Origin of the sequence: Pseudomonas sp. AU11447 (assembly GCF_001672555.2) — a bacterium.
Classification (GTDB): domain Bacteria; phylum Pseudomonadota; class Gammaproteobacteria; order Pseudomonadales; family Pseudomonadaceae; genus Pseudomonas; species Pseudomonas nitroreducens.
Genome location: NZ_LZDG02000034.1, coordinates 97,110 through 115,592, shown reverse-complemented (window position 1 = coordinate 115,592; position 18,483 = coordinate 97,110). Strand labels below are relative to the sequence as shown.

At 64.2% G+C, this 18,483-nt stretch carries 18 protein-coding genes; 11 read left to right on the top strand and 7 right to left on the bottom strand.

Translation table 11 applies throughout. The features are described from left to right. Window positions 1-33 precede the first annotated feature (33 nt). On the bottom strand, window positions 34-366 hold the full coding sequence (locus A6723_RS10730; RefSeq protein WP_054906781.1) for a DUF1820 family protein: 333 nt from the start codon (window positions 364-366) through the stop codon (window positions 34-36). Window positions 367-514: 148 nt separating this feature from the next. Here A6723_RS10730 and miaB point away from each other — a divergent pair, with 148 nt between their 5' ends. The 5 genes from miaB (at window position 515) to lnt (ending at window position 5,971) form a co-directional block, all read left to right on the top strand. Continuing rightward, complete coding sequence (gene miaB, locus A6723_RS10725; protein WP_054906780.1) at window positions 515-1,852, top strand: tRNA (N6-isopentenyl adenosine(37)-C2)-methylthiotransferase MiaB; 1,338 nt, start codon at window positions 515-517, stop codon at window positions 1,850-1,852. A 104-nt stretch (window positions 1,853-1,956) separates the two neighbouring features. Beyond that, a complete protein-coding gene (locus tag A6723_RS10720; protein ID WP_054906779.1) occupies window positions 1,957-2,958 on the top strand; it encodes a PhoH family protein in 1,002 nt (333 codons plus the stop codon). After that, complete coding sequence (gene ybeY, locus A6723_RS10715; protein WP_054906778.1) at window positions 2,951-3,412, top strand: rRNA maturation RNase YbeY; 462 nt, start codon at window positions 2,951-2,953, stop codon at window positions 3,410-3,412. The genes A6723_RS10720 and ybeY overlap by 8 nt, the downstream gene beginning before the upstream one ends. Window positions 3,413-3,431: 19 nt before the next feature. Continuing rightward, complete coding sequence (locus A6723_RS10710; protein WP_054906777.1) at window positions 3,432-4,271, top strand: HlyC/CorC family transporter; 840 nt, start codon at window positions 3,432-3,434, stop codon at window positions 4,269-4,271. A 167-nt stretch (window positions 4,272-4,438) separates the two neighbouring features. After that, complete coding sequence (lnt, locus tag A6723_RS10705; RefSeq protein WP_054906776.1) at window positions 4,439-5,971, top strand: apolipoprotein N-acyltransferase; 1,533 nt, start codon at window positions 4,439-4,441, stop codon at window positions 5,969-5,971. A gap of 132 nt (window positions 5,972-6,103) precedes the next feature. On the opposite strand, the gene A6723_RS10700 is transcribed toward lnt, so the two are convergent. Together A6723_RS10700 and A6723_RS10695 are read right to left on the bottom strand one after the other, a co-directional pair. Continuing rightward, on the bottom strand, window positions 6,104-6,865 hold the full coding sequence (locus A6723_RS10700; protein WP_054906775.1) for a YdcF family protein: 762 nt from the start codon (window positions 6,863-6,865) through the stop codon (window positions 6,104-6,106). Between the two features lie 46 nt (window positions 6,866-6,911). Continuing rightward, window positions 6,912-7,343 carry a hypothetical protein gene (locus tag A6723_RS10695; RefSeq protein ID WP_054906774.1) on the bottom strand — a complete coding sequence of 144 codons (432 nt, stop codon included), beginning with the start codon at window positions 7,341-7,343 and terminating at the stop codon, window positions 6,912-6,914. Between the two features lie 235 nt (window positions 7,344-7,578). On the opposite strand from A6723_RS10695, the gene leuS reads away from it, so the two are divergent. From leuS to holA, 3 genes are all read left to right on the top strand, one after another. After that, window positions 7,579-10,200, top strand: coding sequence for a leucine--tRNA ligase (leuS, locus tag A6723_RS10690; RefSeq protein WP_054906773.1), 2,622 nt, complete (start codon window positions 7,579-7,581; stop codon window positions 10,198-10,200). Window positions 10,201-10,279: 79 nt separating this feature from the next. After that, complete coding sequence (lptE, locus tag A6723_RS10685; protein WP_024763980.1) at window positions 10,280-10,894, top strand: LPS assembly lipoprotein LptE; 615 nt, start codon at window positions 10,280-10,282, stop codon at window positions 10,892-10,894. A 36-nt stretch (window positions 10,895-10,930) separates the two neighbouring features. Continuing rightward, window positions 10,931-11,968, top strand: a complete 1,038-nt coding sequence (gene holA, locus A6723_RS10680) for a DNA polymerase III subunit delta (RefSeq protein ID WP_054906772.1) — start codon at window positions 10,931-10,933, stop codon at window positions 11,966-11,968. Between the two features lie 325 nt (window positions 11,969-12,293). On the opposite strand, the gene A6723_RS10675 is transcribed toward holA, so the two are convergent. Further along, the gene (locus tag A6723_RS10675; protein ID WP_054906771.1) at window positions 12,294-13,526 is read right to left on the bottom strand and encodes an MFS transporter; all 1,233 of its coding nucleotides are present in this window, start codon (window positions 13,524-13,526) and stop codon (window positions 12,294-12,296) included. Window positions 13,527-13,708: 182 nt separating this feature from the next. Continuing rightward, window positions 13,709-14,059: a YciI family protein gene (locus A6723_RS10670; protein ID WP_054906770.1), complete on the bottom strand. Its 351-nt coding sequence runs from the start codon at window positions 14,057-14,059 to the stop codon at window positions 13,709-13,711. A 180-nt stretch (window positions 14,060-14,239) separates the two neighbouring features. Between A6723_RS10670 and arfA the strand changes: the two genes are divergently transcribed. The 3 genes from arfA to A6723_RS10655 all read left to right on the top strand — a co-directional run bounded on the left by arfA (window position 14,240) and on the right by A6723_RS10655 (window position 16,216). Beyond that, window positions 14,240-14,392 (top strand): alternative ribosome rescue factor ArfA, encoded by a 153-nt coding sequence (gene arfA, locus A6723_RS10665; protein WP_037006939.1) that lies wholly within the window; start codon window positions 14,240-14,242, stop codon window positions 14,390-14,392. 72 nt (window positions 14,393-14,464) lie between these two features. After that, complete coding sequence (locus tag A6723_RS10660; RefSeq protein WP_054906769.1) at window positions 14,465-14,764, top strand: hypothetical protein; 300 nt, start codon at window positions 14,465-14,467, stop codon at window positions 14,762-14,764. 180 nt (window positions 14,765-14,944) lie between these two features. Next, window positions 14,945-16,216: a lytic murein transglycosylase gene (locus A6723_RS10655; protein ID WP_054906768.1), complete on the top strand. Its 1,272-nt coding sequence runs from the start codon at window positions 14,945-14,947 to the stop codon at window positions 16,214-16,216. Here A6723_RS10655 and A6723_RS10650 read toward each other — a convergent pair. Continuing rightward, window positions 16,213-16,968 (bottom strand): molecular chaperone, encoded by a 756-nt coding sequence (locus A6723_RS10650; RefSeq protein WP_139092952.1) that lies wholly within the window; start codon window positions 16,966-16,968, stop codon window positions 16,213-16,215. The two genes, A6723_RS10655 and A6723_RS10650, sit on opposite strands and share 4 nt — an antisense overlap. After that, window positions 16,958-18,475 carry a fimbrial protein gene (locus A6723_RS10645; RefSeq protein WP_054906767.1) on the bottom strand — a complete coding sequence of 506 codons (1,518 nt, stop codon included), beginning with the start codon at window positions 18,473-18,475 and terminating at the stop codon, window positions 16,958-16,960. Before A6723_RS10645 ends, A6723_RS10650 begins: the two co-directional genes overlap by 11 nt. Between the last annotated feature and the right edge of the window lie 8 nt (window positions 18,476-18,483).

The following is an 18,483-nucleotide window of genomic DNA, read 5'->3' as shown; positions in this document are numbered from 1 at the left end:
TCGGTCCTACAAAGAACAAAGAGCGCTGATGAATCAGCTGTCCTTGCTCGGCATCGGCATGGGGAAAGGCATCACATTGCCGGTGATCTTGGCATCGCTGATCTTCGCGGTGCCCAGGCGCTCCACTTCGTCGATACGGATGATCGAGTGCAGCGGCACGAAGCTGCGGATGACACCGTCGAACTGCGCCTTGAGCTTTTCCTCGCTGGGGTCCACCACCACCTGGGTGCGCTCGCCGAAGACGAACTCCTCGATCTCCAGGAAGCCCCACAGATCGCTCTGGTAGATCTGCTTGGCATACATCTCGTACACCTGGCCCTGGTTGAGGAAGACCACCTTGTAGATCGGGTTCTCGCGCTTGCTCATGAACGAAGGATGACAGCTTTGCAAAAAGGGCACGCAGGATAGCACAGCCGCGCGACCTCCAGGCCTTCCCTCGACCGGCCCGGTGGCAGACGCTTCGCCTCGGGCTTATAATGCGCGGTCATTTTTTAACCAGACCAAGAAAGACTCCATGGCCAAGAAGCTTTTCATCCAGACCCACGGTTGCCAGATGAACGAGTACGACAGCTCGCGCATGGCCGACCTACTGGGTGAACACCAGGCCCTGGAAATCACCGAGAAAGCCGAAGAAGCCGACGTCATTCTGCTCAATACCTGCTCGATCCGCGAGAAAGCCCAGGAGAAGGTGTTCTCCGAACTGGGCGCCTGGCGCACGCTCAAGCAGCAGAACCCCAACCTCGTGATCGGTGTCGGCGGCTGCGTGGCCAGCCAGGAAGGCGCAGCGATCCGCGAGCGCGCGCCCTACGTCGACGTGGTGTTTGGCCCGCAGACCCTGCACCGCCTGCCGGAAATGATCGATGCCGCCCGCACCACCCGCAAACCGCAGGTGGACGTTTCCTTCCCGGAAATCGAGAAGTTCGACCGCCTGCCCGAGCCGCAGGTGAACGGTCCGACGGCCTTCGTCTCGGTCATGGAAGGCTGCAGCAAGTACTGCACCTTCTGCGTGGTGCCCTACACCCGCGGCGAAGAAGTCAGTCGCCCGTTCGACGACGTGCTGGCCGAGGTGATCCACCTGGCCGAGAACGGCGTGAAGGAAGTCACCCTGCTGGGGCAGAACGTCAACGGCTACCGCGGCCAGACCCACGACGGCCGCCTCGCCGATTTCGCCGAGCTGATTCGCGTGGTCGCCGAGGTCGATGGCATCGAGCGCATCCGCTACACCACCTCGCACCCACTGGAGTTCTCCGACTCGCTGATCGCCGCCCACGCCGAGGTGCCGCAACTGGTGAAGTTCGTCCACCTGCCGGTGCAGGCCGGTTCGGACCGCATCCTGGCGGCGATGAAGCGCAACCATACCGCGCTGGAATACAAGTCGCGCATCCGCAAGCTGAAGGCGGCGGTGCCGGACATCTGCATCAGCTCGGACTTCATCATCGGCTTCCCCGGCGAGACCGAGAAGGACTTCGAACAGACCATGAAGCTGGTGGAAGACGTCGGTTTCGACTTCTCCTTCTCCTTCATCTACAGCTCGCGCCCGGGCACCCCGGCTGCCGACCTGGTGGACGACACACCCGACGAAGTGAAGAAGCAGCGCCTGCTGATCCTCAACAGCCGCCTGAACCAGCAGGGCTTCGAGATCAGCCGACGGATGGTCGGCACCATCCAGCGCATCCTCGTCACCGACTACGCCAAGCGCGACCCCGGCCAGCTCCAGGGCCGCACCGAGAACAACCGCGTGGTCAACTTCCGCTGCGACAATCCGCGCCTGATCGGCCAGTTCGTCGAGGTGGAAATCTACGAGGCACTGCCCAATTCCCTGCGTGCGACCCTGGTGGAAGCACGTCACTGATCCTCGACCGTTGAATCCCCCGTTGGCGACTGAACTTTCGTACTCGCTCGCCGGGGGTTATTCTTCGACCATCTCCCTTTGCAGCACGGCGACCTAGACAGCCCTTGAACGCCCCCCTGGACATCCATCGTTTCATGCTCGAGCCCTACGAGGCCCGCAGCTTCGCCAACCTGTGCGGCCAGTTCGACGAACACCTGCACCAGATCGAGAAGCGCCTCGGCATCGAGATCCGCAACCGCGGCAACCAGTTCGAACTGGTCGGCGACCCCGAGCGCACCCAGGCAGCCGAAAACCTCCTGCAGCGCCTCTACCGCGAAGTGCAGAACGGCACCGAGATGACGCCCGACCTGGTTCACCTGTTCCTGCAGGAATCCGGCCTGGAAGAACTCGCCGTCGAGCCCGTCGTCCCGCTGGTGACGCTCAAGACCCGCCAGGCACACATTCGCCCGCGCGGTGCGAACCAGCAGCGCTACGTCAAGGCTATCCTCGACCACGACATCAACTTCGGCATCGGTCCGGCCGGCACCGGCAAGACCTACCTCGCCGTCGCCTGCGCCGTGGACGCCCTGGAGCGCGAGCAGATCCGCCGCATCCTGCTGGTGCGCCCGGCGGTAGAAGCCGGCGAGAAGCTCGGCTTCCTGCCCGGCGACCTGTCGCAGAAGATCGACCCCTACCTGCGCCCGCTGTATGACGCGCTGTACGAGATGCTCGGCTTCGAGACCGTGGCCAAGCTGATCGAACGCCAGGTCATCGAGGTCGCGCCGCTCGCCTACATGCGCGGCCGCACGCTGAGCAACAGCTTCATCATCCTCGACGAAAGCCAGAACACCACGATGGAACAGATGAAGATGTTCCTCACCCGGATCGGCTTCGGCTCCACCGCGGTGATCACCGGCGACGTCACCCAGGTCGACCTGCCCAAAGGCACCCGTTCGGGCCTCAAGCACGTGATGGAAGTGCTTCGCGATGTCCCCGGCATCAGCTTCACCCACTTCAAGTCCAAGGACGTCGTGCGCCACCCGCTGGTGCAGCGCATCGTCGATGCCTACGACGCCTATGAGAACCGTCTGACCGGCGTAGAAGGCCAGGGCAACAAGAATGCTTGAACTGGACCTGCAGGTCGCCTCCGAAGCGGCCGGCCTGCCAAGCGAAGCCGAGTTCAGAACCTGGTGCGAACTGGCCCTGCGCCAGCGCCAGAATGATTCTGAACTCACCATCCGCCTGGTGGACGAAGCCGAAGGGCGCGAACTGAACAAGACCTGGCGACACAAGGACTACGCCACCAACGTACTGTCCTTCCCCGCTGATGTTCCCGATGAGCTGCTGGATATCCCGCTGCTGGGCGACCTGGTGATCTGCACCCCCGTAGTCATCCGCGAGGCCACCGAACAGGGCAAGTCCGTGCAGGCCCACTGGGCCCACCTCGTCATCCATGGCTGCCTCCATCTGCTCGGCTACGATCACATCGACGATGTGGAAGCCGAGGAAATGGAAGGCCTGGAACGGGAATTGCTGGCTGAACTGGGTCATCCGGACCCATATGCAGCCGATGAAGAATAAAAGCCACTGAGCAGGAATGATGAGCGAAGACCGATCGAGCAATGGGCACAAGTCGTGGTTGGACAAGATCACCCAGGCTTTTGCCCATGAGCCGAGAAACCGCCAGGAGCTGCTGGAGCTGCTGCGCGAAGCCCACGACAACAAGCTGCTCGACAGCGAAGCGTTGTCCATCGTCGAAGGCGCGATCCAGGTAGCGGACCTCCAGGTCCGCGACATCATGGTGCCGCGCTCGCAGATGATCAGCATCAAGGCCACCCAGACACCGCGTGATTTCCTGCCGGCGATCATCGACGCGGCGCACTCCCGCTACCCCGTGGTAGGCGAGAGCCTGGACGACGTCATGGGTGTACTGCTGGCCAAGGACCTGCTGCCGCTGATCCTTCACGACAACGCCCACTCCTTCAATATCAAGGACCTGCTGCGGCCGGCCACCTTCGTGCCGGAGTCCAAGCGTCTCAACGTGCTGCTGCGCGAATTCCGTGCGAACCACAACCACATGGCCATCGTCATCGACGAGTACGGCGGCGTGGCGGGGCTGGTGACCATCGAGGACGTGCTGGAGCAGATCGTCGGCGATATCGAGGACGAGCACGACGTCGAGGAAGACAGCTACATCAAGCCATTGCCCAGCGGCGATTTCATCGTCAAGGCACTGACCCCGATAGAAGCCTTCAACGACTTCTTCGGCGCGGAATTCTCTGATGAAGAATTCGACACCGTCGGCGGCGTCGTGATGAGCGCCTTCGGCCACCTGCCCAAGCGCAACGAAACCACCGAACTGGGCGGCTTCCGTTTCCGCGTGCTCAACGCAGACAGCCGCCGGCTGCACCTGCTGCGCCTGACCCCGCTGCAGGACTAAGAGGTAGACACCTGTAGGGGCGAGCAAGCTCGCTCCTACAATCCGCCCAGACCTTTCCTGCAACACCCTGCCGCAGTCAGCTCATGGCTTTTGGCTTTCATCCCCATAGCCTACCGTTCGTCTCTCCATTACTCTTGCGCATCGCTTAACCGCAACAAGGATTTCCGATGCGCTGGATCACCCGCCCCGGCCTGCCAGGCCACCTGCTCGCCCTGGCCGCCGGCGCGCTCACTCCGCTGTTCCTGGCTCCGTTTGGCTACTGGCCGCTGGCGGTGCTGTCGCTGGCCCTGTTCTACCTCGGCCTGCGCGGCACCACCGCCAGCTCGGCGCTGTGGCGCGGCTGGTGGTACGGCTTTGGCGCCTTTATCGCCGGGACGAGCTGGATCTACTTCAGCATCCACAACTTCGGTGGCGCCTCCGGGCCGCTGGCCGGCTTCCTGGTAGCGGGCTTCAGTGCCGGCGTCGCGTTCTTCTTCGCCCTCCCCGCCTGGGTCTGGGCACGCTTCTTCCGCCGCAACAACGCCCCGGTCAGCGATGCACTGGCCTTCGCCGCGCTGTGGATGGTGCTTGAACTGTTCCGCAGCTGGTTCCTCACCGGCTTCCCCTGGCTCTATGCCGGTTACAGCCAGCTGGAAGGCCCGCTGGCTGGCCTCGCCCCGCTGGGCGGCGTGTGGCTGGTGTCCTTCGCCATTGCCCTGACCAGCGCGCTGATCATCAACATCCCGGCCCTGACCCGGCGCCCGACGCACCTGGTCACCGGCCTGGTCCTGCTGATCGCGCCCTGGGCCGCCGGCCTGGGCTACAAGGGCCACGCCTGGACCACTCCGGCCGGCGCGCCGCTGAAGGTCGCCGCACTGCAGGGCAACATTGCCCAGGAAATGAAGTGGGACCCCAAGGCCATCACCCACCAGCTCGAGCTTTACCGCGACCTGACCGCCGAGCAGAGCGGCGTCGACCTGATCGTCTGGCCGGAAACCGCCGTGCCCGTGCTCAAGGACCAGGCCACCGGCTACCTGGAGATGATCAACGGCGTCGCTACCGCCAAGAAGGCCGCGCTCATCACCGGCGTGCCGGTGCGCGAGAAGACCACGGACGGCATCCGTTACTACAACGGCATTACCGTGGTCGGCGAAGGCAGCGGCAACTACCTCAAGCAGAAGCTGGTGCCCTTCGGCGAGTACGTTCCGCTGCAGGACGTGCTGCGCGGGCTGATCGCCTTCTTCGACCTGCCCATGTCCGACTTCGCTCGCGGCCCGGCGGACCAGCCGTTGCTCAAGGCCAAGGGTTATTCCGTGGCGCCGTACATCTGCTACGAAGTGGTCTACCCGGAGTTCGCCGCCGAGCTCGCAGCGCAGAGCCAGCTGCTGCTGACCATCAGCAACGACGCCTGGTTCGGCACCTCCATCGGCCCACTGCAGCACCTGCAGATGGCGCAGATGCGCGCGCTGGAAGCCGGCCGCTGGATGGTGCGCGGCACCAACAACGGCGTGACCGCGCTGATCGACCCGTTCGGCAAGCTGGCTGTGCAGATCCCGCAATTCCAGCAAGGCGTGCTGCATGGCGAAGTCCTGCCGATGCAGGGCCTGACGCCCTACCTGAAGTGGCGTGTCTGGCCGCTGGCGATCCTCAGCGCGGTGCTGCTGGTCTGGGCGCTGGTGCGCCGCCGCACGCATCCGGAAGTACGCCGACTGTTCGGCTGACGCCAACGAAAAGGGCCTCATTGCGAGGCCCTTTTTCATTCTGGGAGCCGGGTTCGCGAGCAAGCTCGCTCCCGCAAAAGCAGGCTCGCACCTGTAGCAACGAGCTTGCTCGCGAACCGCATCATGCCGGTGCTATCGATAGAACAACCGATACCCGACCAGCCCGATCGCCTCGTTCAGCAATTGCCCGCTCTGCCAGATCGCTCGCCCCTCCGGCAGCCAGCCACCCATGGGCACGGCATCGTCCGTCCCTATATACCCCGAAGGTGCCGGCACCACTTCCAGCCCGGCTTTCTCGAAGCTCCAGATCGAACGCGGCATGTGGATGGCGCTGGTGACCAGGATTACCCGCCTGATACCCGCCTCACGCAGCATCTCGGCGCTGAACTGCGCATTCTCCCAGGTCGTGCGGCTGCGCCCCTCTTCCCAGCGCACCGGCACGCCGTAATCGTCCAGCAGGCTCTGCGCCATGATGCGCGCCTCGGAAGGTGGCGTGCCGTAATGCAGGCCGCCGGAGGTCAGTACAGGCAGGCCGCTGGCCTTGGCCAGGCGGGCCGCGTAGCGAATACGCTCGCGGGCCATCAGGCCGGGCTGGTCCTCGTCCCAGGCGCGGTCGCCGCGCACCCGCCCGGCGCCCAGCACCACAATCGCGTCGCCGCGCTGCGCCAGCCCCGCCCACTCCGCCTGTCTGAGCGGCTCCTGCTGCTCCAGCTGGCGCGCGCCCCATTCCACCGTCACCGGCAGGCTCATTACCAGTAAGCCGAGGAAACCGGAAAAGAAACAGAACACCGAGAAGCGCGGGTAGCGCCGGCGCAGGACAAAGCCCAGGAACAGCAGCAAAAGCAGCAGTCCCGGCGGCATGAAAATCTGTTTGAGGATGAAGCGGATCGGCATTGGCGACTCCTTGTCGAGGCGCCAAGCCTAACGGATCGATGGGGTATCAGCGCGCTTTCGCGTTACGGAACAACTGCGAGCCGCAGGACGTGCAGGGCAGCACACCCTGGTTGCGGCTCCAGGCGACCGGCGAGCCACACAGCGCGCATTGCAGCTGCTGCGGGCGCGGCACCAGGCGCGGACGACTGGGCGGCGTGGCCTGGCGCACATGGCGCGGTGCGCGGGTCGGTGAATGCTCCAACAGCGCAAGCTCTTCCGCCGCGGCATGCCAACCGCGCAGCCAATTCACATCCTGATCCAGATAGGCCCGGATCAATGCCAGCTCCGCACTGCTCAAGCCGCGCAACTCCAGCTCCATGGGGCATTCGTCACGTAGCCGCTCAGCGGTATCGGCCTCATCCAGGGCCAGTGCGAGCCGTTGCAACAACCGTTCATACAGACCGGAACCCGAAGCACTTGCGCGATGCAGCTCAGCCATCAGTCACCTCAAGACAGGCGGAAACCTCCCGCCTTCAGGCAAAGCTTAGCGGCCCCCCCCGTGCCACACCGAGCGTGCGACAAACGGCGCGGGCTACCGGCTCGGGTGGGGGTCATGTATGCTACGAGGCTTTCTGTAGCCACCTGACCCTTGCTTTCTCAGGGGCCGGTGAAGCGGAGGGCCACTCGACCTTCCCGGCTGCACAATTCTTTTCCGTACAGGTTCAAATCGCGCCATGCACGAGCAATATCAGCCCCTCGAGATCGAATCCCAGGCCCAGAACTTCTGGAACGAACACAACTCCTTCCGCGTCGACGAAGTCGCCGGCAAGAAGAAGTTCTACTGCCTGTCGATGTTCCCGTATCCGAGCGGCAAGCTACACATGGGGCACGTGCGCAACTACACCATCGGTGACGTGATCAGCCGCTACCACCGCATGCAGGGCAAGAACGTCCTGCAGCCGATGGGCTGGGACGCCTTCGGCATGCCGGCGGAAAACGCCGCGATGAAGAACAACGTCGCACCGGCGGCCTGGACCTACGACAACATCGCCTACATGAAGTCCCAGCTCAACAGCCTGGGCCTGGCCATCGACTGGTCCCGCGAAGTCACCACCTGCAAGCCGGACTACTACCGCTGGGAACAGTGGCTGTTCACCCGCCTGTTCGAGAAGGGTGTGATCTACCGCAAGAACGGCACCGTGAACTGGGACCCGGCGGACCAGACCGTGCTGGCCAACGAGCAGGTCATCGACGGCCGCGGCTGGCGTTCGGGTGCGCTGATCGAGAAGCGCGAAATCCCGATGTACTACTTCAAGATCACCGCTTACGCCGAAGAGCTGCTGTCCAGCCTCGACGACCTGCCGGGCTGGCCTGAACAGGTCAAGACCATGCAGCGCAACTGGATCGGCAAGTCCCGCGGCATGGAAATCGCTTTCCCCTACGACCAGGCTTCCATTGGCGATACCGGCCAGCTGAAGGTCTTCACCACCCGTCCGGACACCCTGATGGGCGCCACCTACGTCGCCGTGGCCGCCGAGCACCCGCTGGCCACCCTGGCCGCCGAGCGCGATCCGTCGCTGCAGGCGTTCATCGACGAGTGCAAGCGCGGCGGCGTCGCCGAAGCCGACATCGCCACCCAGGAGAAGAAAGGCGTCGCCACTTCCCTGTTCGTCGAGCACCCGCTGACCGGCGACAAGCTGCCGGTATGGATCGCCAACTACGTCCTGATGACCTACGGCGAAGGCGCCGTGATGGCGGTTCCCGGCCACGACGAGCGCGACTTCGAGTTCTCTAACAAGTACGGCCTGCCGATCGTCCAGGTCATTGCCAAGGTCGAAGGCGACAACGACTTCGAAGCCGGCACCTGGAAAGAGTGGTACGGCCTGAAGGACGAGAGCGTCATCACCGTCAACTCCGGCAAGTACGACGGCCTCGGCTACCAGGCCGCGTTCGACGCCATTGGCGCCGACCTCGCCGCCAAGAACCTCGGCCAGCAGCGTACCCAGTTCCGCCTGCGCGACTGGGGTATCAGCCGCCAGCGCTACTGGGGCTGCCCGATCCCGATCATCCACTGCGACGCCTGTGGCGACGTGCCGGTCCCGGCCGACCAACTGCCGGTAGTCCTGCCTGAAGACGTGGTACCGGATGGCGCCGGCTCGCCGCTGGCCAAATTGCCGTCGTTCTACGAGTGCAGCTGCCCGAAATGCGGCCAGCCGGCCAAGCGCGAAACCGACACCATGGACACCTTCGTCGAGTCGTCCTGGTACTTCGCCCGCTACGCCTGCCCGCAGTTCGAAGACGGCATGCTGGACAAGAAGGCCGCCAACTACTGGCTGCCGGTCGACCAGTACATCGGCGGTATCGAGCACGCCATTCTCCACCTGCTCTACGCACGCTTCTTCCACAAGCTGATGCGCGACGAAGGCCTGATCGACTCCGACGAGCCGTTCAAGAACCTGCTGACCCAGGGCATGGTCGTCGCCGAGACCTACTACCGCGTCGCTGCCAACGGCGGCAAGGAATGGTTCAACCCGGCGGACGTGGAAGTCGAGCGTGACGCCAAGGCCAAGGTCATCGGTGCGCGTCTGAAGACCGACGGCCTGCCGGTGGAAATCGGCGGCACCGAGAAGATGTCCAAGTCAAAGAACAACGGCGTTGACCCGCAGGCCATGATCGACGCCTACGGCGCCGACACCTGCCGCCTGTTCATGATGTTCGCCTCGCCGCCGGACATGAGCTGCGAATGGTCCGACTCCGGCATCGAAGGCGCCAACCGCTTCCTGCGCCGCGTCTGGCGCCTGGCCCAGGCCCACGTCAACGCAGGCCCGGCCGGCGCGGTGGACAAATCCGCCCTGGACGATGCGCAGAAGGCCATTCACCGCGCCATACACCTGGCCATCCGCCAGGCCAGCCAGGACGTCGGCCAGCACCACAAGTTCAACACTGCCATCGCCGCCGTGATGACCCTGATGAACGTGCTGGAAAAGGCCCCGGCCGAATCCGCCGCCGACCGTGCCCTGCTGCAGGAAGGCCTGGAAACCGTCACCCTGCTGCTGGCCCCGATCACCCCGCACATCTGCCACGTGATCTGGCAGGAGCTGGGCAAGGACGGCGCCGTGATCGACGCCAGCTGGCCGCAGGTCGACGAAGCCGCCCTGGTGCAGGACAGCCTGCAACTGGTGGTACAGGTCAACGGCAAGCTGCGCGGCCACATTGAAATGCCCGCCAGCGCCAGCCGCGAGGAGGTCGAGGCGGCCGCCCGCGCCAACGAGAACGTGCTGCGCTTCACCGACGGCCTGACCATTCGCAAGGTCATCGTGGTGCCCGGCAAGCTGGTCAATATCGTCGCCAACTAAAAGCAACGCTGGAAAAGACCCATTCGCCCGTGGCACCTTCGCCACGGGCATATCGGATCAACAGGAGTGAGGAAGCTTGATGAAACGTATCCTGACCAGCCTCGCGCTGATCGGCCTGGCCAGCGTGCTGAGCGCCTGCGGTTTCCAACTGCGCGGCCTGGGCGATACGAACTTTGCGCTCAAGGAAATCGACGTGAGTGCGCGCAACGCCTATGGCGAGACCGTCACGCAGCTCAAGCAGGTGCTTGAAGGCAGCGGCGTGAAAGTCGTCTCCCGCGCGCCCTACCACCTGATCCTGGCCCGCGAGGACGTAACCCAGCGCAGCGTCAGTTACACCAGTTCCGCCCGTAGCGCGGAAAACGAACTGACCAACACTCTGAGCTACGAGATTCGTGGCACCGACAACCTGCTGCTGCTCGCCAACCAGGTCCAGGTCCGCAAGGTCTACGTGCAGGATGAGAACAACCTGATCGGCTCCGACCAGGAAGCCCAGCAGATTCGTGCCGAAATGCGTCGTGACCTGGTCCAGCAGATGGTCACCCGCCTGCAGCTGATCACCCCGGCGCAGCTCGACGACCTGCAGGCCAAGGCCGAAGCCAAGGCCAAGGCTGAAGCGGACGCGATGAAGGCCGCGGACGAGGCTGCAAAGTCTCAGCCGCAGCAATCGCCGATCGAATTCCCGAAAGCGCAGTAAGCGACAAGGGGCCGGCCAACCGGCCCCTTTCTCATTATGAAGCTCAATCCCGGACAACTCGCCAAGCACCTGCAAGGCAACCTCGCGCCCGTCTACGTGGTCAGCGGCGACGAGCCCCTGCTCTGCCAGGAAGCCTGCGATGCCATCCGTGCCGCCTGTCGCCAACGTGATTTCGGCGAGCGCCAGGTATTCAACGCCGAAGCCAACTTCGACTGGGGCCAGCTGATCGAAGCCGGCGCCAGCCTCTCGCTGTTCGCCGAAAAGCGCCTGATCGAACTGCGCCTGCCCTCCGGCAAGCCCGGCGACAAGGGCGCGGCCATCCTCCAGGAATACCTGCAGCGCCCGCCGGAAGACACCGTCCTGCTGGTCAGCCTGCCCAAGCTCGACGGCAACACGCAGAAGACCAAATGGGCCAAGGCCCTGATCGACGGCGATGCTGCCCAGTTCATCCAAGTCTGGCCCATCGACGCGCACCAGTTGCCGCAGTGGATCCGCCAGCGCCTGTCCCAGGCCGGCCTCGCTGCCAGCCAGGAAGCAGTCGACCTGATCGCCGCGCGCGTGGAAGGCAACCTGCTGGCCGCCGCGCAGGAAATCGAAAAGCTCAAGCTGCTCGCCGAAGGCCAGCAGATCGACGTCGATACCGTCCAGGCCGCCGTGGCCGACAGTGCGCGCTTCGATGTTTTCGGCCTGATCGACGCCGCCCTGAACGGCGAAGCCGCCCATTGTCTGCGTATGCTCGAAGGCCTGCGCGGCGAAGGTGTGGAGCCGCCGGTGATCCTTTGGGCGCTGGCGCGGGAAGTTCGCGTGCTGGCCAGTCTCGCCCAGCAGTTCAGCCAGGGCGTGCCGCTGGACAAGGCCTTCAGCCAGTGTCGCCCGCCGATCTGGGACAAGCGCCGCCCGCTGATGAGCAAAGCCCTGCAACGGCACACCACGCAACGCTGGAACCAGATGCTGCAGGACGCCCAGCTGATCGATGCACAGATCAAGGGCCAGGCTCCCGGCAACGTCTGGAACAGCCTCGCCCGCCTCGCCCTGCTGGTCGCCGGCCAGCGCATCGGCCTGCCTTCGGCCTGATCGCGTTTTCCTCGGTGCAGCCGCGCGGTCAGCCGGCGAGTCATCGCGGACGGAGTCCGCTCGACAAGATCAAGAGCCCCTAACCCTGGCTACGCGCCCCGCTCCTCAAGCGGGAGAGGGGACCGTTCGGTGCAGGATGCAACCTGGGCGTCAGCCACGATCTGCCCCCTCTCCCTCAGGGAGAGGGCTGGGGTGATGGGAATTCAGCGGCACTGACGTCTCGAAGAGAACAGCCGCTCCCCAACCCGATCAACCCCGGCGCGATATTGCAGAACCTGCCCCCGTAGGAGCGAGCTTGCTCGCGAACCGCCCAGCGCCCGGAACTTCAGGACCGCGCCGGCACTGTCCGGTGCGCCTGCCCCTCCGCCCGGTCCAGCGCCACGCCACGGGTATCGCGGCCGGTGCTGATCAACACGCAGATGAGGATCGCCACCGTCCCGGCCACGATGGCCATCGCCGTGCCATAGCTGTAGCTCTTGGCAATTTCTGCCTGCAGCGGCGCGTTCACCGAAGCAATCAGGTTGCCCAGCTGGTAGACGAACCCCGGCAACACCGCACGGGTTCCCACCGGCGCCAGCTCGTTGAGATAAGCCGGAATAACACCCCAGGCGCCCTGGACCATGAACTGCATGAGGAAGGCCCCCACGCCCAGCGCCACCGCGCCATGGCTGAAGGCCCACAGCGGCAGTACCGGCAATGCCAGCAGCGAACCGCAGATGATCGCCTTCTTCCGCCCTATGCGCTCGGACAGGCTGCCGAAGAGGATACCCCCCAGGATCGCCGCGATGTTGTAAGCCACCGCAATCAGGCTGACCGTGTGCGTATCGAACCCGTGCTGCACCTTCAGGAAGGTCGGGTACAGGTCCTGCGTGCCATGGCTGAAGAAGTTGAAGCAGGCCATCAGCAGCACGGCATACAGGCACAACTTCCACTGACTGCGCAGCACCGGCCACAGCGGTGTCGACTCCTTGCGTTCGCGCGCCGCCTGCCAGATCGGCGATTCCGGGACCTTGAACCAGATGAACGCCACCAGCACCACCGGCAGGCAACCGACGATGAACATCCCGCGCCAGCCCAGCACTTCGAAGAACAGGCCGTAGATGATCGAGGCGATCAGGTAACCCGCGGGATAACCGGCCTGGAACAGCCCGGACACCATCCCGCGCGAACGCTCGGGAATGGTCTCCATCGCCAGCGACGAGGCCACGCCCCAGATTCCGCCCATGGCCACACCGTAGACCACCCGCAGGATCAGGAAGGTCGTCAGGTTCGGCGAAAACGCCGAGGCCAGCTCCAGCAGCGAGTAGATCAGGATGTTGATCATCAGCACCGGCCGACGCCCATAACGCTCGGCCGCACGACCAAACAGCAGCGCGCCGATGGGCCGCACGGCCAGGGTCAACAGGATCGCCAGCGATACCTGGGGCAGATCGACATGGAAGGTCTGGGCGATATCGGTGAGGACGAAGACCAGAAGGAAGAAGTCGAAGGCATCCAGCGTCCAGGCGAGCACCGAAGCGATCACCACATTGCGCTGGGTCGGGGACCATTGCTGCATGACGTATCTCCAGCCGGCGGCGCCGCGGTCCCTGCACGCCAGAGCGATAGTTAGCCAGCTATTAAGCTAGCCGAGCTCCAGTACGCGCCACAGCCGTCCGACTGAAAAGGTCTGTTACAAATTTTGCGACAAAGCGCCGCAGTCACCTCGCAACCTGCAGGACCTGACTTACCCCAACGACCTCACTCCCACTCGCGAACCTGGCGCACCTCCACACACCCCAACCGACCCGGCGGAATCTTCGCGGCGATACGCTCGGCCTCCTCCATGCTCTGGGCCTCGATCAGGTAGAAACCGCCCAGCTGCTCGCGCGTCTCGGCGAATGGCCCGTCCGTCACTGCCAGCCTCTCACCCTGGCCGCGCAGCGTGCGCCCCGTGGCGGTGGGCAGGAGCGCATTGGCGGCGATGTAGTTGCCGCTGCGGCGCAGTTGCTCGCTGTAGGTCATGCACTCGTCGACGATGGCGCGCAGTTCGGCCTCCGGCAGCCCTGCCGCCTTGTGCTCGTCGAAATAGATCATGCAGAGAAACTTCATCGCTCTGGTCCTCGTAGCTGTCCGATGCGCCAGGAAGGTGCGCCGCAGCCAGCGTAGTCCCGAATGACCTTCCGCGGCCTTGGCCCGAGCGCCGGCTGACCAAAGGCATTGGACAGGCGTGCCAGATAGGCGGAACATTTGCGCGCCGGCAACGGCGCCGGCCTCAATGAGGAAAGCCCCATGGCGAAGAAATCCAAACGGCCGAACAAGGCCAAGTCCCTGATCGCACAGCCCCTGTTCCGCAGCCGCCAGGAACAGCCGGCCAAAGGCAAAGGCAGCTACCGCCGCGAAGCCTCCCGTAACTGGGAGGCTTCTTCGCTTCTGGCGGCCTGAAACAGCAGAAAACCTGAACCACCCCTGCCCTTTCGCTTTCAACCGGACAGCCACGCACCTGGAGGTCCAACCATGAAAGCGCCCCTGATAGTCGCCATCCTCGCTCTTCCCTTCAGCCTCTCCGCCCATGCGTTCTGCTCCGACCAGGAAGCCGAAGCCAAGGGCAAGCAAGTCGCCGCCAAGGTCACCGAAGTCACCCGCAGCGATCCCCAGCGCGCGCAGAAGCTCAACGAAAAACTCGCGGAAATGAAGAAGTCCCGTTCCAGCGAACAGCGCCCGGACGACTGCGCCGCCTACGACGACATGCTCAAGGAACTCGATCAGAGCGCCCCGAAGGTCGACAAGGAAACCGGCGCCAGCCCCAAGCAATAACCAGGATCGCGCCGGCACGAATGTCTTGGCGGTTTACCAGCGGGCTCGGCCACCCAGTGGCGGGAATTTTCCACCGCCGCGGCCGTCGAACCTTGCGTATCCGTCGTCTCTGCCCAGCGCAGACGCGTCACAATGGCCATGTTAAGGTGGCCCCTCGCCTGCCAGTATCCGAGGAGAGCAATGCGCAAGCCTGTTTCACCCGTTGTCGGCCAACGCTGCCTGCTCGTCGCCGCCCTGTCCCTGGCCAGCTTCGGCCTGCTGACCTCCTGCACCGAGCCACCGCCCAAAGGCGCCGCCACCGAGCGCGCGCAACCCGCGCAGAGCTTCGCCCAATGGCGCGACGGCTTCCGCGCACAGGCGCTCGCCGCAGGCATCCCCGCTTCAACCTTCGACAGCGCATTCGAAGGCATCGAGCCGGATGAATCGGTTGTCACTGCCGACCGCAGCCAACCCGAGTTCAGCCGTCCCGTCTGGCAATACCTGGAAAGCGCGGTGTCATCCGCGCGAGTACGCAACGGACAGGACCGCCTGCAACAGAACGCCGAGGTACTGCAGCGCATCGACGCAACCTACGGCGTAGACCGGGAGGCCGTCGTGGCGATCTGGGGCATGGAGAGCAACTTCGGCCAGCAGATGGGCAGCAAGAACGTCATCCGCTCCCTCGCTACCCTGGCCTACGAAGGCCGTCGCCCGGACTTCGGCCGCGACCAGTTGATCGCCGCGCTGCAGATCATCCAGCACGGAGACGTGCCCGCCAGCAACATGATCGGCTCCTGGGCCGGCGCCATGGGGCAGACGCAGTTCATTCCGACCACGTACAACCACTATGCGGTGGACTTCGATGGCGACGGTCGCCGCGATATCTGGGGCTCGTCCACCGACGCCCTGGCCTCCACCGCCAATTACCTGAAGAGTTCCGGCTGGCGGCAAGGCCAGAGCTGGGGGTTCGAAGTGCGCCTGCCGCAGGGCTTCGACTATGCCCAGGCGGACATGGACATCCGCAAGCCAATGAACGAGTGGCTGCGCCAGGGCATCAAGGTGGCCAGCGGGAACCTGCCCAGCGACCCGCAAGCCAGCGTCGCGCTGCTCCTGCCCGCCGGTCACCGCGGTCCGGCCTTCCTGGTGACGGACAACTTCCGCACCCTTCTCAAATACAACAACTCGACCTCCTATGCCCTGGCGGTCGGACTGCTTGCCGATAGTTTCAAAGGCGGTGGTCGACTGGCAGGCAGTTGGCCGGTCGAAGACACTCCGCTCAGCCGCAGCCAGCGCCTGGAGTTGCAGCAATGGCTCGCGAGCCACGGCTATCAACCAGGTACCCCGGACGGCATCATCGGCGCCAATACCCGCAAGGCGATCCGCGCCTTGCAACAGTCCCTCGGCGAACCGGCGGATGGCTATCCCACCCCCGCGCTGCTGCAGCGCATTCAGCGTGACGATACCGCGCGCTAATGCAGGCTGGCTTCGGCGTCCTGGGGATTGCCGTCGTCGTCGATCCAGCTGAAACGCAGCCTCGCTCCCGATCCGGGCAACGATACGTTGCCCGCCAACAGGGGCAGGTCAAGGTGGTCGTACGGAGCCAGCATGTCTCCTTTTACCGCCAGCCGCTTGCCTCCTGCATCAATCTGCAGCTCCCCCAGCGTCATGTAATAGGGCGTGGGATTTTCCGCCCTCAACATCTGCCCATTCGCGCCCTGGACGACGGTGAAAATCAGCTTGGCGGCAGCCTCCTCCTCGGCATACGGCAAGTGTCCTGGACGATAAAGCACCTTCATCTGGGTGTGCATGGTCACCACGAGGCGCTGCTGGTCAGGCGGCAGCCCCTTGGATGCGTCAGAAGGAGGGATTTCGTGGATGTTCAGCCAGAACAAGGTTTCGCGATCGGCCGGCAAGGTTCCGCCGGTGAACAGCAGACGCAGGGTTCGGTGCTCTGTGGGGGCCAGGCGGAATACCGGCGGCAGGGTCATCATTGCGGAGACGGCCTTGTCAGGTGTCGAGTCCAGGGCGCCGTCGTCTATCCAGGTCTGCACCAGGACAGGATAAGTATTGAGGTTGGCCAACCGCAGGGTGACCTCACGATTGCCGGCCGGGAAGATTACCCGGGTATGCTCGGCCGTAACGCCGGCCATGGCCGGCGGTGCCGTCCAGCCCATGATCAGGCACAGGCCGAACGCGCTACAGGCTCGCACGAACTCATTGAACACGGATCAGCACTCTGGCCGTGGAATAGACCCTGCCAGCAGTAACCGGCTCACCGGTGCCCGCCGGCAACTTTTTCAACGTTGCGGTGAAGGTTTCACTGTAGTTGCCGTTGCCCAGATTACTGGTCGAAGCCGGGTCCACCAGGCGATACCAGCCGGCAGCATTGGCCACCGCGTCGCTGGTCTTGCTGGTATTGCCAGCGGAGTTGTCCACGCTGAGGAGGTTCATCGCGGTGCCTGGCGTGCTCTGGCGATAGATCTGGATGCCGACGCCGCGAGCGATGCCATTGCTGACCCCACCCACCGGGTACTGGTCCGACAGCAGATAGGGCAGGCCGGTCGAACTGGTGTTCAGCCCTGATAGCGCCTGCGCAGCCGCCACGGCACCAGTGGACGGCAGGAAGCCCAGAGCCGTCGCCGAGGAAGTCGTACAGCTGGAGGTGTTAGGCGTGCCCCAGCCGCAGGTCCCAGTGCCACTGGAGGTGTCCGCGTAGGTGTTGCTGACGATGGCGCCGCTCTGGCAGTTGAACTGGATGCTGAAGTTCGCCGTGCGGCTTCCGTTGCTGTTCAGCTCGCCCACCGTAATAGAGGGGAACTGCACCAACGGCGTCGCATTGGTCAATGCACAGGTAGAGGAGCGGCGCACCGAGATGCCCGACAGCCCGAGGAAGCCCGGCCATGTTCCTTCGTTATATCCCCACTGGTTTGCCCCCCCGGAGTAGGAGTCGGCACCGGGCGTCGGGCCGTTGAGCCCCGGCCCCGCGAAGCCAAGGTAGCCTAATGCCAGATTGGAGGGGAAGCTGCTTCCAGCTGAGTTGTTCGTTTGCGGAACGCTCGTCCATTTCCCGCCGGTCGCCCCGGCACCATTGTCGACACGGATCAGCTCAACCTGAACCTGGGCAAAGTTCTTTGCCTTGACCAGCAGGTAACCTTTGGTGTCCACATCCAGTCCAGTCAAGGCCCGCTGCTGCCAGTAACGGGTGAAGTATCCACCTCCCGGATTGAGGTTCTTGATGCGGATTCCGATGTTGGTCCAGGCCGTGTAGTAGGCATTGGGAACGGCGGCCACAGGGAAACTCTCCGCATAGCGGTCATTACCGTGGGTCGCATACAACTCGTAGAGACTGCCAGCATCGCCAGGCGCGCAGCGGAACAGTATCTGCTCGGGGTTGTAGCCACCCGACTTGCCCCATTGGGGAAAGAGTGCCGTGCTGGAGGTCAGGACGGTGCCTATGGGCTGGAAATTGGTATCGCTGGAAACGTTGACGACGCCGGAAAGCCCCAGAGAACCACCGCTATCGCCGCGCGCCCCGGGGTACCAGTAGACCACCACGCCGTCAGACGGCTGAATGGTGTAGTTATCCGGCTGGTTGCCAGTCGTGTTGTTCACCTGATAGCAAGTCGCGTACGCCGACTGCAGAAGGCCGAAGGAAGCGGCAGCCAGCGCGACGATGATGCCGTGTCGGACCGTGCAGCGCACCCGGGAAGAAATGGCTGATAGGCTGAACATGTTTTTCT

Excerpts from the sequence above, each read along its gene's own strand:
- A6723_RS10730 (WP_054906781.1), bottom strand. The coding sequence starts at position 366 with ATGAGCAAGCGCGAGAACCCGATCTACAAGGTGGTCTTCCTCAACCAG.
- miaB (WP_054906780.1), top strand. The coding sequence starts at position 515 with ATGGCCAAGAAGCTTTTCATCCAGACCCACGGTTGCCAGATGAACGAG.
- ybeY (WP_054906778.1), top strand. The coding sequence starts at position 2,951 with ATGCTTGAACTGGACCTGCAGGTCGCCTCCGAAGCGGCCGGCCTGCCA.
- A6723_RS10710 (WP_054906777.1), top strand. The coding sequence starts at position 3,432 with ATGAGCGAAGACCGATCGAGCAATGGGCACAAGTCGTGGTTGGACAAG.
- lnt (WP_054906776.1), top strand. The coding sequence starts at position 4,439 with ATGCGCTGGATCACCCGCCCCGGCCTGCCAGGCCACCTGCTCGCCCTG.
- A6723_RS10700 (WP_054906775.1), bottom strand. The coding sequence starts at position 6,865 with ATGCCGATCCGCTTCATCCTCAAACAGATTTTCATGCCGCCGGGACTG.
- A6723_RS10695 (WP_054906774.1), bottom strand. The coding sequence starts at position 7,343 with ATGGCTGAGCTGCATCGCGCAAGTGCTTCGGGTTCCGGTCTGTATGAA.
- leuS (WP_054906773.1), top strand. The coding sequence starts at position 7,579 with ATGCACGAGCAATATCAGCCCCTCGAGATCGAATCCCAGGCCCAGAAC.
- lptE (WP_024763980.1), top strand. The coding sequence starts at position 10,280 with ATGAAACGTATCCTGACCAGCCTCGCGCTGATCGGCCTGGCCAGCGTG.
- holA (WP_054906772.1), top strand. The coding sequence starts at position 10,931 with ATGAAGCTCAATCCCGGACAACTCGCCAAGCACCTGCAAGGCAACCTC.
- A6723_RS10675 (WP_054906771.1), bottom strand. The coding sequence starts at position 13,526 with ATGCAGCAATGGTCCCCGACCCAGCGCAATGTGGTGATCGCTTCGGTG.
- A6723_RS10670 (WP_054906770.1), bottom strand. The coding sequence starts at position 14,059 with ATGAAGTTTCTCTGCATGATCTATTTCGACGAGCACAAGGCGGCAGGG.
- arfA (WP_037006939.1), top strand. The coding sequence starts at position 14,240 with ATGGCGAAGAAATCCAAACGGCCGAACAAGGCCAAGTCCCTGATCGCA.
- A6723_RS10660 (WP_054906769.1), top strand. The coding sequence starts at position 14,465 with ATGAAAGCGCCCCTGATAGTCGCCATCCTCGCTCTTCCCTTCAGCCTC.
- A6723_RS10655 (WP_054906768.1), top strand. The coding sequence starts at position 14,945 with ATGCGCAAGCCTGTTTCACCCGTTGTCGGCCAACGCTGCCTGCTCGTC.
- A6723_RS10645 (WP_054906767.1), bottom strand. The coding sequence starts at position 18,475 with ATGTTCAGCCTATCAGCCATTTCTTCCCGGGTGCGCTGCACGGTCCGA.